Origin of the sequence: Sphingobacterium sp. UBA5670, from assembly GCF_002420705.1 — a bacterium.
GTDB lineage: Bacteria > Bacteroidota > Bacteroidia > Sphingobacteriales > Sphingobacteriaceae > Sphingobacterium.
Map to the genome: position 1 here is coordinate 72,523 of NZ_DIIM01000019.1, position 18,500 is coordinate 91,022.

The 18,500-nt window shown below is 40.7% G+C and carries 9 protein-coding genes; 7 read left to right on the plus strand and 2 right to left on the minus strand.

Going from position 1 to position 18,500, the window contains the following annotated elements:
* On the minus strand, positions 1–1,269 hold the full coding sequence (locus tag B3C94_RS16285) for a Gfo/Idh/MocA family oxidoreductase (RefSeq protein ID WP_088160080.1): 1,269 nt from the start codon (positions 1,267–1,269) through the stop codon (positions 1–3).
* Between the two features lie 383 nt (positions 1,270–1,652).
* On the opposite strand from B3C94_RS16285, the gene B3C94_RS16290 reads away from it, so the two are divergent.
* Positions 1,653–3,794 (plus strand): glycosyl hydrolase family 95 catalytic domain-containing protein, encoded by a 2,142-nt coding sequence (locus B3C94_RS16290; protein ID WP_293905531.1) that lies wholly within the window; start codon positions 1,653–1,655, stop codon positions 3,792–3,794.
* A 153-nt stretch (positions 3,795–3,947) separates the two neighbouring features.
* The gene (locus B3C94_RS16295) at positions 3,948–5,195 is read left to right on the plus strand and encodes a glycoside hydrolase family 88 protein (protein ID WP_293905534.1); all 1,248 of its coding nucleotides are present in this window, start codon (positions 3,948–3,950) and stop codon (positions 5,193–5,195) included.
* A gap of 128 nt (positions 5,196–5,323) precedes the next feature.
* Here the strand turns inward: B3C94_RS16295 and B3C94_RS16300 are convergent, their stop codons facing one another.
* On the minus strand, positions 5,324–9,205 hold the full coding sequence (locus tag B3C94_RS16300; RefSeq protein WP_293905536.1) for a hybrid sensor histidine kinase/response regulator transcription factor: 3,882 nt from the start codon (positions 9,203–9,205) through the stop codon (positions 5,324–5,326).
* A gap of 135 nt (positions 9,206–9,340) precedes the next feature.
* Between B3C94_RS16300 and B3C94_RS16305 the strand changes: the two genes are divergently transcribed.
* The 5 genes from B3C94_RS16305 (at position 9,341) to B3C94_RS16325 (ending at position 18,451) form a co-directional block, all read left to right on the plus strand.
* Entirely contained in the window at positions 9,341–12,613 is a 3,273-nt protein-coding gene (locus tag B3C94_RS16305) for a SusC/RagA family TonB-linked outer membrane protein (RefSeq protein WP_293905538.1), read from the plus strand.
* Positions 12,614–12,625: 12 nt separating this feature from the next.
* Positions 12,626–14,455: a RagB/SusD family nutrient uptake outer membrane protein gene (locus B3C94_RS16310; protein WP_293905541.1), complete on the plus strand. Its 1,830-nt coding sequence runs from the start codon at positions 12,626–12,628 to the stop codon at positions 14,453–14,455.
* A 166-nt stretch (positions 14,456–14,621) separates the two neighbouring features.
* Entirely contained in the window at positions 14,622–15,887 is a 1,266-nt protein-coding gene (locus tag B3C94_RS16315) for a DUF2264 domain-containing protein (protein ID WP_293905543.1), read from the plus strand.
* A gap of 43 nt (positions 15,888–15,930) precedes the next feature.
* The gene (locus B3C94_RS16320) at positions 15,931–17,205 is read left to right on the plus strand and encodes a glycoside hydrolase family 88 protein (protein WP_293905545.1); all 1,275 of its coding nucleotides are present in this window, start codon (positions 15,931–15,933) and stop codon (positions 17,203–17,205) included.
* Between the two features lie 115 nt (positions 17,206–17,320).
* Positions 17,321–18,451: a glycoside hydrolase family protein gene (locus B3C94_RS16325; protein ID WP_293905547.1), complete on the plus strand. Its 1,131-nt coding sequence runs from the start codon at positions 17,321–17,323 to the stop codon at positions 18,449–18,451.
* The last annotated feature ends 49 nt before the right edge of the window (positions 18,452–18,500 follow it).

Genomic DNA, 18,500 nt, shown 5'->3' on the forward strand with positions numbered 1-18,500 from the left:
TTAAATAGACCAGGGGCCTCTCATTGGTTGGTGAATCAATCTATTTGCGGCGTCATCATTAATAAATAGCTCATTTTGCGAGTCATATTTTAATGATCTGTTTAGTCGTAATGCTGCTAATCCCATGTTGACCAAAGTACAAGAACGGTGTCCATTGATTTCATTCAGTGCAAACTTTTCTCTTGTGCGTACAGATTCCAGGAAATCGGTAATCTGCGGTGCCGGTTCAGGGTATTGTGCAAGTTTTCTTTCCAAATCTGGTATATCCGATTGAAAGCCTCTGTATAATTTACCTTTTGGACCTTCAATATAGGCTGCCTTTTCATCTTTCGCTTCACCGTCTAGAATGATCTGACAACCATCGGCATAGGTAAATGTAATTCGTCTCCATGTGCCCACGGCATCCGGATGTTGCTGCGGGGCATCAACGTCAACAGTAATAGGGCTTTCGTTGTCTTTACCTAAGAAGTACTGAACAGGATCCATATAGTGTTGTCCCATATCTCCTAGGCCGCCGCCGTCATAATCCCAATATCCTCTAAAGGTCGTATGTACACGGTGTTTATTGTAAGGCTTGTATGGCGCAGGACCTAGCCAAAAATCGTAGTCAAGTTCTGCTGGTACTTTCTCCTCTGGTAAATTTTCCTTTCCTACCCAATAGAACTTCCAATCAAAGCCTGTATGTTTGCTTATTGTGACTTTCAACGGCCAACCCAACATTCCTGTATCAACTAATTTTTTGATTTTGCTTACGGGAACATTCATTCCATAAAAATCATCCTTAAAACGAAACCAGGTATTTAGACGAAAGATATTGCCATGCTGTGCAATGGCTTCTTTCACTTTTTTACCTTCACCGATAGTACGTGTCATCGGTTTTTCACACCAGATATCTTTTCCTGCTTTTGCCGCTTCGATAGACATCAGTCCATGCCAATGTGGGGGAGTAGCAATATGCACAATATCTACTTCCGGAGATTTAATCAACTCCCTAAAGTCATGGTATTCCTTCACACCACCGCCTAAGTCTGCTTGTGCTGCCGCTAGATGGGTTTTGTCCACATCACAAATGGCTACTGTTTTAGTTCCGGCGTAGCCAAAGTGTCCACGGCCCATATTGCCGACACCAATTACACCTTTGGTTAGATGGTCGCTCGGAGCAAGATAGCCCTGTCCTCCGAGTACAAAGCGTGGTACAATAGAAAATGCCGCAGCACCGACCACGGATTTTTTTATGAAATCACGCCTTGATGAATTCTGTTCTTTCATTTTGGTTGGATTAGTTGTTTTATAATTGATCCACTATTAGGCTGTTAAAAATAACGGCATTGGATATTTAATCTTAAAAATAGATAAAAAACTGATAAATGTAAACTGATAACTAAAATTTTACGTATTGTTTATTTGTGTTTTATTAAAAAATAACAAAAGAATACTGTGGAATTCGTTTCTTTCATATATAGTGTGCAATTTTTGCCTATGCTCCGCTTTTGTGTGTGCAAATTGTTACATTTCAATTAGGTAGCCCGACCTATTGGATAGATTAAGAAAGCCTTACCGATCAAGTTTTCTCAATCGTTTTCGTAAAAGGCGCTTGATTTCAGTCGAATAATCCAGCATCTTTATGGTCGCTCTGATAGCATTAAATCCTAATGATGAATCTAAGAATACTTTTTTTTCTCATTTGCGCGGTATTCCAGTCAATTTCTGGTTCAGCACAATTCAGAATTCCCGCACTGGGTCATTCCATTTATGAAGGTGTATTTACCGGGAATGGTCTGCTGGGGACAATGACTTATTTAGCTGGTAAGAATTCAATGCGCGTTGATATTGGAAGAACTGATGTTTATGATCATCGAGCGAATTCGGAAGATAAATTGTTTGATCAAGCGCGTATGTCGTTAGGTCATTTTGAAATAGAATTTGAAAGCCCGATTGTACATGCAAAAGGAGACATCTATCTCAAAGAGGCTTTTGCCGAGGCGAAAGTCAGCACAGGCAAAGGGAGGATGAGAATTCGGACGACCACCTTATCGAATGACAACATTATCTTGCTAGAAGTATTTAAAAAAGATTTTGACGGGAATTACCATCTGGCATGGAAACCTGATGAAGCCATCAGTCCAAGGATGGGATTCAGCTATACACAGAAACCCAAAAATTATCTAGCAAACCCAAAAGGGCATTTTGGTGAAAAGGGCGAAATAAAATATTTTGACCAACCTCTTTTAGCCGGGGGAGGATATGTAACGGCTTATTATGGCAAACCCGGCAAAGAAGTGGATACCTATTTAATTACTGTAGATTATAGCCAGGGTGGAACCGCTTATGTCAATACGGCGATCAATTATGTTCAGAACTTTAATAAGCAAAAGTTAACGAAAGGATTGGCATCCCATCGTAAGTGGTGGACCAACTATTTTAAAGCATCAACCCTGGAATTGCCAGATACGGTATACCAGCAGTTTTATGATATGCAGTTGTATAAGCTTGCCAGTGCAACGAGGTCAGATAAACCTGCCATGGATTTACAGGGGCCTTGGACCAGCCCAACTCCCTGGCCAGCTTATTGGCTCAACCTTAATATGCAACTCGCTTATTCACCAGTATTCAAAGCCAACCAACTCGGTATCGCAAATTCTTTAATCCAGATGATTGACCGGAATAAAGATCAGTTAAAACAAAATGTTCCAGAGCCTTATCGTTATAATAGTTTGGCTGTAGGCCGGTCCTCGGGACCATCTTTATGGAGCCCTGTTCTTTTGGCTAAGAATGTGTCACTTGAAGGAGCTTCCGATGGTGAAAAAGAATTGGGAAATCTAATCTGGCTCTTGCATAGCTATTATCAGTATTATCGAGCGACGATGTCGCAAGATGTATATGATCGCTTGTTCCCGCTTCTAAAGAAAGCGATAAATTATCATTTGCACTTATTGGAAAAAGATCAAACTGGGAAATACCATATCGGTGTGAAAACCTATTCACCGGAGTATCCTAAGGGCTACGCTTATGATACAAATTATGATCTTTCCATTTTCAGATGGGGGCTCAAGACACTTATTGAGCTGGATCAAGAAAGAGGCGGCAGGGATAAACTTCATGCTGTCTGGAAAGACATATTGGCCAACTTGATTGATTATCCACAAGATGCCGATGGCTTTATGATTGCAAAAGACCTTCCCTATGGAGAGTCGCATCGTCATTACTCGCATCTCATGATGATTTACCCTTTTTACGATATAAACTGGGATCAGGTAAATAATCAAGCGCTTATTGAACGTTCTATTGCACATTGGCAGAGCAAAAAGCAATGGTTGCAGGGCTATTCATTTACGGGAGCTGCTTCTATGTATGCCATGATGGGGCGAGGAGATTCGGCTTTGGCTTCGCTGGATGTTTTATTACAGAAATATATTAAAGCCAATACCCTATATGCCGAAAGCGGCCCGGTGATAGAAACTCCACTGGCGGCGATGGCGAGCATTCAAGAACTGTGTATGCAATATTGGAATGGCATATTACGCGTGTTTCCTGCTATTCCGCACAAATGGGAGGATGTATCCTTTGCCAATTTTTTGGCAGATGGTGGAAATCTTGTATCGGCACAGCGGAAAAATGGAAAAACGATCGGTATCCAGATTAAAAGTCAATATGGCGGTCGCATACGTTTAAAAGCTGGTGTAAGAGCACCAGAGGTTAAGATACAGGGAAAAGGCACATTTGATATAGCGCAGGACGGAATGATTGATTTGAATCTTGATAAGGGGGCAATCGCTTTGATCGTTGCACGTTGATAACGCGAGATTAAAGAAAGTCAGACAGGACAAGCTAAATAGGGAGATTCTGTGAACCAAAGCTCCATATTCATTAATCAAAGAGCTGATTATTTATGTGAAAAATTGATGCGCTGATGCGCTGACCAAATAAAAATAAAAGAATAAAAAATAATGAAATTAAAACAACTCCCTGTGTTATTATTGGCTGTTTTGGGTACTTCGACTGTCGTTCAGGCCCAAACAGCAAAACCAAATCTATCCAAAGAGTTTATTCAGCAGCAGCTAGATGCTGCAGCGAAGCAAATAAAAGTCCTTGCGAATGAAACTCCGACAGAAAAGTTTCCAAAAACTTTTGAAAATGGCAAAGAAGTATTTTCTTCGTCGAGCTGGTGGTGTTCGGGGTTCTATCCGGGGACTTTGCTGTATTTATATGAAGGGACCAAAGACGAAGGGTTATTAAAGAAAGCAACCGAGAAATTGACGTATCTGGAAAAAGAAAAGAACAACAAGGGTACACATGATTTAGGGTTTATGTTATTCTGTAGTTTTGGAAATGCACTTCGTCTCACGGGCGATACGCAAAAGTACGAGCCGGTACTCAGTACTGGTGCGAATTCTTTGGCATCTCGCTATAGTCCCATTACCAAAACGATCCGTTCCTGGGATCACGGATCATGGCAGTATCCAGTTATAATCGATAATATGATGAACCTGGAGTTTTTGACACAGGTGTCTAAAATGACTGGAGATAAAAAATTCTATGATATTGCGGTATCTCATGCTGAAACAACTTTGAAAAACCACTTCAGAAAAGATTATAGTTCCTACCATGTGATCGATTATGATAAGAACACAGGTAAGGCCATTGGAAAAAAAACACACCAGGGTGCATTTGATGAATCAGCATGGTCAAGAGGGCAGGGATGGGCATTATATGGTTATACCATGATGTATCGTGAAACCAAGAAAAAAGAATTTTTGAAGCAGGCACAGCAAATCGCAAAGTATATCTTAAGCAATCCAAATCTGCCAGCTGATCTGGTTCCTTACTGGGATTTCGATAAGGATAAAATTGCGAAGTCAGATAAAATGTATCCGAATAAGGATCTGCGAGATGTATCTGCAGCGGCATTATATGCCTCGGCATTATTGGAGCTCTCTCAATATACAAAGGGAAGTGAGTCTGTGAAGTACTTTGATAAAGCAGAAACTCTTCTTAAAAATCTGTCGAAGGCACCTTACCTTGCTCCTTATGGGCAAAATGGAGGCTATATTTTACAACATAGTGTTGGCGCGCTACCATTGAATTCCGAAATCGATGTACCGTTGACTTATGCAGATTATTACTATGTGGAAGCCTTGGTCCGGTATCAACGCCTATTGTCTGGAGAACCTATGATCAAAGAGATCGCTAAATAAGACTATCAAAGAAAAGCGTATTCTTGGGAAATTAACTCGTTTAGATGACACAGGGATAGATAAAAAAAGAGATGCATATAGCATCTCTTTTTTTATGAGACAGGATGTCGATTAGCATTTAAATATAGCTAAGTTTCAGTGGTCTGACTTGAATTCGCTGCTTGTTCTGAAGGATTGTGTCCAAACTGTTTTTTGAATTCCCTGCTAAAGTATTTTCTGTCGGAAAATCCTACAGCATAGGCGACTTCGCTGATGTTCATGGCAGATATCAGTAATTCTTTCGCTTTGTTCAGCCGGTAAGTTTTGACATAATTATTGAGCGATAAATTAGAGATGGCCTTCAGCTTGCGATAAAGGATAGGCGCACTCATACCCATTGTTCGAGAAATAAAATTGACGTCAAAGCCGTCCGATTGAAGATTATCTTCGATTAATTGATTTAGGGATGAGATGAATTGTGCATCAAGCTCATTATCAAATGAAGCTGTTTTAACCTGAAATTCTTTGCTTCTTTTCTGACTGATTGCCATGAGATTGTGTGCAGAAAGGAAAAGCTGTTTATTGTTGAAAGGTTTTGTCAGGTAGATGTTTGCACCATGTTCCAAGGCTAAAGTTTGGGAATTGCTATCGGTTACGGCAGTCAGCAAGATGAATGGTATATGACTGGTCATCATATTTGTTTTAATGGCTTGGCATAGTTGAGCACCATCCATGTAAGGCATCATCAGATCCGAAATAATCAGATCAGGGATATATTCCAATGCTTTAGAAAGTGCCTCCTCACCATTGACAGCAGTAATAATACTGAAGCTCTCTTCAAATAGACTGACAACGGCTGCTAATAATTCGCTATTGTCCTCTACAATCAAGATGGTTTGCTTTAAGGAAATATCCAGCGTGTTTAAGTTCGTTATATTTGCTTCCTCTGTTTCTTTTGTTAATATTTCTACCGGTACAACGTCAGTTTTTTGGTTTGCTTGCTTCGGGAGACTGACAGTAAATACAGTCCATTCTCCTTTTTCATCCTTCATCGTAGAGCAGCGAATATCTCCTTCGTGCTGCTGCACAATTTGTTTGGTAAGTGCCAAACCAATACCTGTTCCGATCACGTCGTTAGCCTGTTCTTCACGATAGTATTCTTCAAATATTTTAAATTGATTGTCCGTAGCGATACCGATACCATTATCGACGATGTGAATAGCTATTGTATAATCATTTTCGATAAGATCTAGATAAACGGTGCCATGTTCCGGTGTATACTTGATCGCATTTGACAAGAGGTTAAACATGACCTTATCAAATTGTACGGTATCTATGGATTGTAGCCCTACGGCATCCAGCTGCCGGATATAGTAATTGAGGTGTTTTGCTTTGGCAAGGTCATTTAATAGGTAGAAGGTGTCTTCTATATATTCCCTGAAAGAGATGTCCGTTTTTTTCAGGACAAAGTGCTTGTCGTCGAACTTTTTAAAGTCGAGCAATTCGTTTATGACACCTAGGAGTTTGCTGGCATTCTTTTTTATCCGTTTTACTTTGTTCTGGGTAGAAGTCAGATTGGCTGTTTCGGAAATAATTTCATCCAATGGGGACGTTATCAAGGTCAGCGGCGTACGGATTTCGTGCGATATCTGTGTGAAAAATCTGATTTTCCTTTCCTGTTCTCGCTCTGAATTGATCAGCATCTCACGTTCGACAACAAATTTAATGACCAGATGTACACCCAATGTAAACAATGCTGCATAGCATAGGTAGGCCCACCAGGTTCTCCAAAAAGGAGGTTTTATATCCATAAAAATCCTTAGCGGAGTGCTGCTCCATATGCCATCGTTGTTACTGGTAAATATAGTCAAGGTATGCATACCTGTAGGAATATTGGTATATCGTATTGAAGGGGAGCTTGTTTCAATCCACTCCTTGTCAAAACCTTCGAGCTTATAGCGGTATCTATTCTTTTGCGGTTTGATAAAATTGGAACTGGAGAAATTGATGGTGACAAAGTTTTCATCGTGCCGGAGTTTGAGCTGATAGCTGTTTGGATCTGCAGTTTTCTGAATGCGTCCGTAGTTTAATGGAGCCTCTTCGAGAAAGATATTTCGGAAAAGTACGTTGGGAATGTTTTGATTGAAGGTTATTTGTCGGGTGTCTACAGAAACGACTCCGTTGAGTGTGGTGACAAACAGGGTTCCTGTTTTGCTCGCAAAAACTTTTGCTCCCAGTAGATTTTTGACCGGTAAACCGTCGTACTGATTCAGGAGGTAGCTATGTTTTGTTTCAGGATCATAGCATATGAGCCCATTTTTACTGGTACACCAAACTTGATTATTCACAAAGATGGGCCAGCCTAACGAATTGTTTGGAAAACGCGATACCTTGGTTAGTTTATCTTGCTGATCAAAGTGATATAAGTTTTCCTTTGATGTCAGCCAGATGTCCCCATTTGGATGTACATAAAATCCACCTAGGACTAATGTGTCGAGCTGTTTTATTGGGCGTATATTCGATTCATTGTTTTTTTTGCGGTAAAGTGAACCCCCTCTCAGGAAATAGATCTGTTGTTTATTATCGGCTTGTATATCGTCAATTGTAGTGGCATTCAAAGCTGCGTTGTATTGAGCCGGTTTTCCAGGCTCCACGATATAAAGCCCTTTGTTGGTCCCAAGATATATGCGATGTGCCGGATCGACGTAAATGCTGTAGATGTTATTTTTGAGATTTAGGAGGTCTTTTTCAAGATAAAAATGCTGTGCATTTCCATCTTGGGCGTCGATAATGGAATAGCCACCACCATATTGTGCCGCGTAAACTTTGTTGTCTCTAACATATAAGTCCTTAATCAGGTTTGACTGGGTCAATTTGGGTAAAGGGGAAGTAGCTCCTGTTGCCTTATCAATCCTGTTGATTCCCTCTTCCTCTGTTCCTATCCAATAGGCATTGTCTGATTCGGCGAAACTACCGGTAATATCGCTATTGAGGCGAAGACCGGAAAGCGAACGGGTTGAATAATGCTGCATGGGGATGAGATCGGGATAAATAGCATTTATCCCCCCAAAATAGGTTCCTATCCAAGTGATTTGTTGTCGATCAATAAAAATATCATAGATCGAATTTTGGCTTAGTGAGTTTTTGACGGAAGTATTGTGTTTATAGTTTAAGAATTGTGTTGATCCATTAAAGATGGAAAGTCCCTTCAATGTGCCAATGAGGAGTTCGCCATTTTTAGCAGGGACAATTTTCCGGATGTTATTGCTCAGTAGATTACTATTGGCCTCGTTTAGATTATTCCATCTTTTATCCGCGAGATTATATTGGAATATTCCGTGCAATTTTGTTCCAACCCAGAGCATATTTTGATGAAGATATAAGGCACTGAAAATACGTTCTTTTAAGGGGAGCGTAGGCAGCATCAGATTCTGGATATTGACAACCTGACTATTTTGCAGTGAAAAAGACTCTATGCCATTGTAGCTTGATATTATATAGTTGTTGGGGCTGGTTTGAATGATGGATTGCGCCCCGGGACGGTCAAGGATTTTCTTGAGATTGTAAGTACCAGCGGTCGGGATTGCCTGGTAGAGCCCTTTGTCAGTGCAAAGAAATATCTGGTCTGAAAGAAACTGGATGGCGTTAACAACAATTTTTTCCTGAAAGGGTTTTCCCTGTTTAAATACAGCTTTGCGTTTGTCGATGTCGAAAATGAATAATTGAGTTGCCGTAGCGATGAAGAGATGATTCTTTGCATTGACCGCGATCTTATTGATGTAATCAACCTTTTTAAAGACGGTATCCTGTACTAAAATATTGGTGATATGCTGAGAGTCGTAGACAAATAAGTTGGCGCCGCCACCGAACCAAAGTTTACCCTGTTTATCCTGCGCAATGGTCAATACTGCTTGTTTATCCAGTACATTATCCAGGCTCAGTGTCTCAAACTTAAGATCCTGGGCATGACAGAGTGAAATGATGGATATCAACAGTAGAAAATGTCGCGATAAAATAGGCAGTATGCTCATGGTTATGGGGTATTTGGATCAAATTTAAGATTTTACCCCCAAATATTTATGAATTTTACCCCCCTTAATTTGCTCATAGACCCATCTTTGGCTTATTAAACAACCAATTTTATTATAAAACTAATTTCCTAAAGTATGGCAAAGTTTTACAAAGTTGGACTGTCTGCTATGATGATGTTTACTGTGGGTGCGGGTATGGCACAGCAGAAAATTTCGATTACGGGGCGAATTACAGACAGTCAAGGAGCACCTTTAGCGGGTGTAACGATTCGAGAAAAAGGTGGAAGTATTTCTACTTCCACAAACGCTACTGGTACCTATTCATTGTCAGTGAGCTCCAATGCAACAATTGTCGTTTCCTATATTGGTTATCAAAACCAGGAAGTAGCTGTTAATGGACGCAGTGTCATTAATGTTACGATGGATGGAATGAGTGCTGTCATTGACGAAGTCGTCGTGGTTGGGTATGGAAAGCAAAAAAAGGAGAAATTGTTAGGATCTGTAAGTACGATTGATGCAAAGCAAATAGAGAATCGACCGGTGACGAATGTTTCTACTGCACTAAGTGGTGTTGCAGCTGGTGTACAGGTTAAACAAAGTACAGGTAGACCTGGCAGTGATGGTGCCACTATTCGCGTACGTGGGGTTGGTTCATTGAACAATTCGGAGGCACTTGTTGTGATTGACGGGATTGTGGGAACAATGGATGCTGTAAATCCAAATGATATTGAGACGATCTCAGTTCTAAAAGATGCATCTTCGGCTTCAATCTATGGTACCCGTGCCGGCAATGGTGTTATTTTGATCACGACTAAGAAAGGAAAAGCAAACCAGAAAACACAATTGAACTATTCAGGTATCCTTTCTCGAACCAAACCTATGGGTACGCCGGAGTTTGTGTCTGACTATGTACGTCACATGGAGTTAATGAATGAGGGAACGTTCAATTTAGGTAAACCGGCCAAATATGCCGAATCTACAATTGACCTTTGGCGAAAGGCTAATGCAGATCCAAATGGTATAATGGCGGCGTCTGGCTTACCAAATTATATAGCTTACCCAAATACCGACTGGACGGATTGGATTTATAATTCTGCCTGGATCCAAAGTCATAATGTTTCTGCAACTGGAGGTTCTGAATCGACAAATTATATGCTTTCGGGAAGGATGTTTGATAATCCTGGGATTATGAAAAATACAGGGGCAAAAAAATATGAATTGAGAACGAATATAAGTACCAAGATTGGGGATAGGTTGACTGTCGGTACGAATATGTTTGCGTCAACCGAAGATCGGAAAAAAGCTAGCGTTGATAATTTATATAATTTCTTAAGACAGTCTACACCAGGGGTATATCCCATGTACGATGGTCGATTTGGTGGAGCTGTAGCAGCGGAAGAGTCGGTGCAATTGAACAATCTGATGCAATATTTGTATGAGCCTCAGGGAATGGATAAAGTTTCAAATTTTAACTCAACCATTTTTGCCAATCTAAAGATCATCAAGGGCTTGACTTTCGAAACCAAGTTTAACTATCAAATGCGTTCGCGTGAACAAACAGGTAGTTCAATCCCGGTCGATAAATACAGTTTTGAGACCAATCAAATCGTTTATCCTGCGGGTGTAGCTAGTACATTAACATTATCTCAAGGGTATGAGAATCTCCGTACACTTACATTTGATAATGTACTCCGCTATGAAACAAGTATTGGCAAGCATAATATTGGTGCATTGCTAGGGCATAATGAGTTCCAAACAAAATGGTACACATTTTCTGCCTCGAAAAGAGGTGTTATCGATCCAACAATTTCCAATATCGGTACTGCAAATGAGATGAACAGCATTGACGGTAATGAATATCAGACTGGTATGCGTTCTTTCTTTGGTCGCGTAAACTATGATTTTGATGGAAAATATCTGGTTGAATTGAATTTACGCCGAGATGCTTCCTCTAAATTCGGAAAGGATAAGCAAGTTGGTTATTTCCCGTCCGTTGGTTTGGGATGGTTGCTCTCCAAAGAGTCATTTATGAAAGGGCTTGAACCTTATGTGCAAAATGTCAAACTACGTGGATCCTGGGGTAAATTAGGGAATGACCGGAACAATGGTGATCCGAACAATGAAAACTATTTTCCAGCACTTGCTTTCTTCGGTAACGCGGGTTATTCTTTTGGTGGGTCACAGGTTGGAGGCCTAGAGCTTAGCAGATTTGGAAATAGGTTATTAGCTTGGGAGGAAAGTGAGAATAAGGAAGCCGGTCTGGAATTTTCGACATTCCAAAAAAAGGCCTATGTGGAGTTGAATTACTACAACAAATTGACTTCAGGAATTCTAGTTCCGGATCAGTTGCCATTAGCTGCCGGTACAACAGCTCCTCCCATTGTCAACTCAGCCTCGATGCGCAATAGTGGGATAGAGCTAAATTTGACATGGAAAGACAAAATTGGGGAAGTCAGCTATAATATCGGCGGTAATTTTGCCTACAATAAAAACAGAATAACGAAACTTAAAGGTCAACTGAACAGGGGCTGGAATGATGTCAATGGTACAAGTGTCTATAGTACCAATATTGGACAGGTTTCCAATGCGGTGGGTACAAACCAACGAAATTTGGAAGGGCATATGTATCAAGAATATTATGTCAGACAACGTTATAAAGGAGATGGTAGCTATTATTTGGGCGGTGGCGCAGTCAATCCGAATGGAGGACCTCGTGACGGTATGATTCGTACCGAAGCTGATTATAAATGGGTACAGGATATGAAGGCCGCAGGTTATAGTTTTTCGCCTGTAAATACCTTGGGTAAAGAACAATTGTATTATGGAGATTTTCTTTATGCAGATTTAAATGGAGACAAGATATATGGCAATGAGAATGATCTAGACTTTACTGGAACATCCAATATTCCCAAATATATTTATGGTCTTAATCTTGGGTTTGCATATAAAGGTTTTGACCTAAATATGTTATGGTCCGGTGAAGGAAATTTACAATATTATTGGAACGATGAGGGGTATAGCAACAATATTGTCCGTGATGGAAATGGTATCTCAAAACGTGTAGCAGATGATCATTATTTTTATGATCCGGCAAATCCGAGTGATCCTCGTACGAATATCACTGGATCTTATGCACGCCTGAAATATAACGGTGAATCCATCAATAATGCGGCTAACGATTATTACCTCTACAAAGCAGATTTTATCAAATTGAGAAACCTACAAATAGGCTATACTTTCAATAGTAAACTGACGGAACGACTGCATGTACGTAATCTGCGTGTTTACTTCTCTGGTGAGAACCTATTGATGTTTACGAAATTCCCTGGTGCTGATCCAGAAATCGGGGCGGGCGCTAAATATCCAACGATGAAACAATATGCATTTGGGTTGAATGTTGGATTTTAATACTAAAAAGACATGAAGAAAATATTAGATATAGAGATAAAAAATGTATTTACATATTGTAAAAAATATACTTGGCGTGTATCTGCGCTTGCGATTCTCTTAGGCACACTAGGATCTTGTAAAAAGGATTTATTGGATATCACATCTAATACACAGGTGCCAGAGGATAAGATGTGGACGACAGATAATTATACCGATCTTGGGGTAAATGGTGTGTATCAGGCCTTACGCTTTGGATATGCAACTGGTGGTACAAATAATAGAGAACTCTATCAATATGACCGTCTTTCCAATACGCTGATCCCCAGAGGAGGTGACGTATTATTAAATGCAACGGCCAATACGTCGACATCGCTTTTTGCAGATGTCTGGAAAGAGCTTTATGAAAGTGTGCATCGCGCCAATGATGCGATCTATGGAATCAGTAATATTTCACCTTCGGCTCCAGAGAAAAAAGCGCGTTTGCTCGCGGAAGTGAAATTTTTACGGGCTTTTTACTATTATAGACTAAATCAACTTTATCGGGGTGTACCTATTTATGACGCACCGATCAAATTTAATGAGGCTACTAAACCTAGAAATACGGAAAAAGAAGTTTGGGACTTTATTATTAAAGATCTGACAGATTGTATAGCTGAGGCCAATCTGCCAACGAAATTCCCAGCGGGAGATAAGAATTTTGGTCGGATTTCGAAGTCTGCAGCCTATGCACTCCGTGGAAAAGTTTATATGTATCTCCAGGATTGGGATAAGGCCATTGCGGATTTTCAGGCAGTTAAGGATGCAGGACATCAACTGTTCCCTAATTACAAAGCTTTATTTACCGCAGCGAATGAGAAGTCTGATGAAATGATTTTCTCTATTCAGAACATTGCTTTGGACAATTATGGTTCAACCATGCAGTTTTACTTCGGTAGCCGTTCAGCATTTGGTTCCAATTGGGATACTTATATGGTTAGTCCTGATTTTGTAGATCTGTATGAAAATAAGGATGGCAGTAAATTTAACTGGGATGATGTAATCCCTGGTTATAGTGCCATGGCACCCGAAAAGAGAGAAATCTATTTTGTCAGAAATAATGTAGAGAAAGTTGCAAATGATAACAAGAAGCCAGCTAAATACAATGATTTGGTTTCTAAGGGGCTCGATTTCGGATTGTATTTAAATAATGGTAATGAAGAACGCTTAAAAAAGGCTTACGATAACCGGGATCCGCGTTTAAGTGCAAACGTTATTCTACCCTATTCAACTTTTGTGGGGATGAATGGTTCCGCCGATCAGACATTCACCTCCAGATGGCCGCATGTCGAGCAGTTGGGCAATGTCTTTGATTTAAGAACCGATATGGAGAGCCAATTCTTTTACATTCCACGTAAGTTTGTCTATGAAGGTGGAAAGCCACCTATTCCGAGCCGGGTCGCTGGAGATATAGATTATCCGGTGATACGATATGCAGATGTTCTTTTATTGTGGGCTGAGGCACTAAATGAAAAGGGACAAACGGCCCCAGCTGTAGATAAGGTGAATGAGGTCCGGGGCAGAGCAGGAGTTGGATTATTGAACAGTTCGGTTGCTACGACTGTGAAGGATAAAGCTGATTTGACGAGCCGTATCCGTAATGAACGTAGAAGGGAGCTTTTCGGTGAGGGTGTTATCTATTTCGATGAATTGCGATGGAAATCTTGGAAAGACCAAGTTTTTAACGGAAATGCGGGCAATAAGCAACCTTGGGGAGCAATTGTCGATAAATACACCTATCTGGGTGATCAATTGTTGACCTGGCCAATTCCTGAAGTAGAAAGACAACGAAATACAAGCTTGACGCAAAATACGGGCTGGTAGGAGAGTTGGTATAACGCTTTCACGTAAAAAAGTTGTTATCAATCGCTTATGCAATCGTTTGCTGGAGCGATTGATTTCTTTTTGCTTGCTTTTATAACGTAAAATAAAGATTTTTAATGTTTTGTGTAGCGTTAATTAGCTCACATTAATTTATAAACCATTATCGATGAAGAGAAGATTCCTATTAAAATTGTTAGGCGGAGCTGGCGTTGGTGTATTAACGGCGTCTTTACCAGTGGAAGCAAAGGCAATCAGTTTAGACGATAAAAGAAATTCTACCGAAAATGACCGGGCTTATTGGGTATCTATCTTACACAAGATGGCAGCTCCCATATTGAGCAATATCAGTAAACAGCAATGGCGTAAAAATATGCCGATGGAGGTGAGCCCGACTTTTGATAGTAGGGATCCCGGCGTTGGATACCTGGAAGCCTTTGGGCGTTTGTTGGCTGGAATGGCACCTTGGCTGGCATTAGCGGATGATGCAACTGAGGAAGGTAAATTACGCAAGCAATTACGCGACCAGGCGCTACTGGGGATAAAGTATGGTGTAGATCCAAAATCTCCGGATTATTTTACTTGGCGAGGACCTTCATCTCAGACCCTTGTGGATGCAGCGCATCTTGCACTGGCTTTTCTGAGAGCCCCAAAAGCTTTATGGGAACCATTGGACCCAACGACAAAGAGAAGAGTCGTCGAAGAGTTTAAACTGCTACGGAAGATCAAGCCCAATGAAAGTAATTGGCTGCTTTTTGCGGCAATGACAGAAACATTTCTTTACAGCATAGGAGAGGAATGTGCACGGGAAAAGATCGATTATGCGGTCAATAAATTTGATCAGGAATGGTATGTGGGGGATGGCTGGTATAGTGATGGTGTCCATTTTAGTTTTGACCACTACAATGGTTATGTGATCCATTGTATGCAGGTGGAGTCACTGCGTCATAACATTTCAGCGGGAGGAAAATACAAGGAAATGTATGAGCGAGCCTATAAACGAATGCAGCGTTATGCGCATCACCTAGAACGCATGATCTCTCCGGAAGGTCATTATGTCGTTGTTGGACGCTCCTCAACTTATAAAAATGCCGCATTCCAGCCGCTAGCAACAGTTGCCTTAGAAAATAAGCTACCCGAAGATATCTCAAAGGGACAGGTTAGGGCTGCATTGACCACGATACTTCGACATATTTATATTGACAAGACATTTGCACCCTCAGGATGGCTGCGTATGGGAGTGGTAGGTGACAAACAATCCAATCTCGCAGATTACTATACAAACGCAGGTTCGATGTATGTGGCCTCCCTGTCATTCTTGCCTTTGGGATTACCGGCAGACGATGAGTTCTGGACCTGTGCCCCGCAACCATGGACTTCCCAAAAATGCTGGAATGCTGAGCAATTTCCCAAGGACTATTATGTAAGTTATTAAACGAAAAAAGAATAAAAAAGCAAAAGATTAAGGATTGGATAAAATGAAGATACAACACTATATTACGGGAGCTTTAATGATCGGGCTAGGCATGCAGGGAATTTCCTGTTCCAGTCAGCGAAACATAGGGTCAGTGAAATTGGGGCTTGACAAAGAATTTGTCCGTACCAATTTAGAAGATGCACATAAACAAATTGCCTACCTTGCAGCATCGATCGGTGAATCGGATATGCCTACAACCTATAAAGATGGTAAATATGTAAATTGGGGTTCAAGTTGGTGGTGCTCTGGGTTTTATCCCGGTACAGTGTTATACTTATACGAGTATACCAAGGATGAAAAGCTTTTGATGGAAGCAAAAAGCAAATTAAAAGAACTCGAGAAGGAGAAGAACAACAAGGGAACACATGATTTGGGCTTTATGTTGTACTGCAGCTTTGGTAATGCATTGCGCTTGACAGGGGATTCGACATCCTATAAAGAAATTTTAAGTACTGGAGCAGCATCTTTGGCAACACGTTTCCATGAAGCACCGAAAACGATTCGATCATGGGACGGTGGAAAAAACTGGGATGGCCAGCCTTGGACTTATCCGGTAATCATCGACAATATGATGAACCTGGAGTTTCTGACGGAAGTCTCCAAAATGACAGGTGATAAGCGTTATCGTGATATTGCGGTGCAACATGCCAATACGACGATGGTAAACCACTATCGAAAAGATTATAGTTCCTACCATGTCGTGGATTACAATCCGCAAGATGGAAGTATTATTTCGAGAAAGACTGCCCAAGGTGCTTTTGACGAATCTGCATGGGCTAGGGGACAGTCTTGGGGATTGTATGGTTATACGATGATGTACCGCGAGACCGGCGACAAGAAATATTTGGAACAAGCTCGACATATTGCACAGTTTTATCTGAACCATCCCAATCTTCCAAAGGATCTGATCCCTTATTGGGATATGGACCAGAACAAACTTACTCCGGATAGTAAATATTATGGTCAGAAAGATCTTCGTGATGTATCGACAGCTTCGGTGACCGCTTCGGCTTTGTTGGAACTGGCACAATACACAACAGGAGGTGAAAGCCAGCTGTATATCTCGAAAGCTGAGCAGATGTTACGTTCATTATCGTCTAAACCGTACAAAGCAGATTTTAAAGAAGCAGGTGGCTATATCTTGAAACATAGTGTTGGTTCAATCCCCCATAAAACAGAGGTTGATGTGCCTTTAACCTATGCCGATTACTATTATGTAGAGGCATTGGTGCGGTATGATCGATTGCTCCGTGGAGAAAAGGTAATCAAGCCATAGAAACTATCAGACTTGCCTTTGAAGCATAAAGGATTTTTTGTTTTAAAGGCAAGATGATGACTCTCTTGAATACAGTAAGTTTTAGAAAGAATGTTTTATCAGGCAACAAGAGATCATGAACCAAAAACATATTACTGGTCGATTATTATATACAGCAATCTTTATTTGTATGCTTGTATGTGTAAATGTTTTATTCGCATTCGGACAGCAGACTAATCCTTTCTATGGTAAAGTTGCCAGGGTCAAATACGACAGTGGTTTTTCGATGAAAGATTATTGGGTGTGGTGCGGCTCGGTGATCAAAGATGATAAGGGAATGTATCAAATGTTTGCTTCTCGTTGGCCAAAGAAATTTCCGTTTCATCCGACATGGATGGTAGCATCGGAAATCGTTCGCGCAGAGGCAGAGAAACCCGAGGGTCCCTATCGGTTTAAAGAAGTTGTACTGCCTGCTAGAGGGGCTCAATATTGGGATGGAAGATCGACGCATAATCCAAGCATAACGAAATATGGCAATAAATATGTTCTTTTCTACATGGGATCAACGCATCCTTTTGATGATCCTTCATCAGCGGAGCAGTTAACATTAAACTCTCCGTATGCAACCGTCGGACGATCCAATAAACGTATTGGTATAGCAACAGCAGATGCAATCACTGGCCCATGGACAAGATATGATGCGCCTATACTGGATACCAAACCAAATACTTTTTATAGTTTTTTAACATCCAACCCGGCTCCTTTGATCCGGAAAGATGGCTCTGTTCTTATCGTTTTTAAAGGACGTAGCTATGGAAAGACCTATCCATTTCAGAGCGAGCAAAGGATAGGTATTGCCTATGCAAAGTCTATTTACGATAAATTTACAGTACTCAATAATGATTTGCCGTTATTTAGTAATGAAGAATATAGTGAATTTGAGGACCCATTCCTTTGGGAAGATAAACAGGGATTACATCTTTTAATGAAAGATATGTCCAGTAAGATGACAGGAGAACATCATGCTGGTGTACTTTTTCACTCCTCGGATGGGATCAAATGGAAAATGGATACGACAAAAAAGGCGTATTCACGAACATTAACATTCGAAGATGGTCAGAAGATTACCATGGGGCAGCTGGAACGGCCATTTGTTCTCTTTGAAAAAGGTAAACCTATTTGTATGTTTTTCGCAACGATGGATGGACCGGGAGGATTTGATAAAGGAAAAAAATCTTGGAATATTGCTATTCCAATCAAAGAATAACCAAAGAAAATTTTCATTGGAACAATCTCTTGTTCAGGGTTGTTCCGTT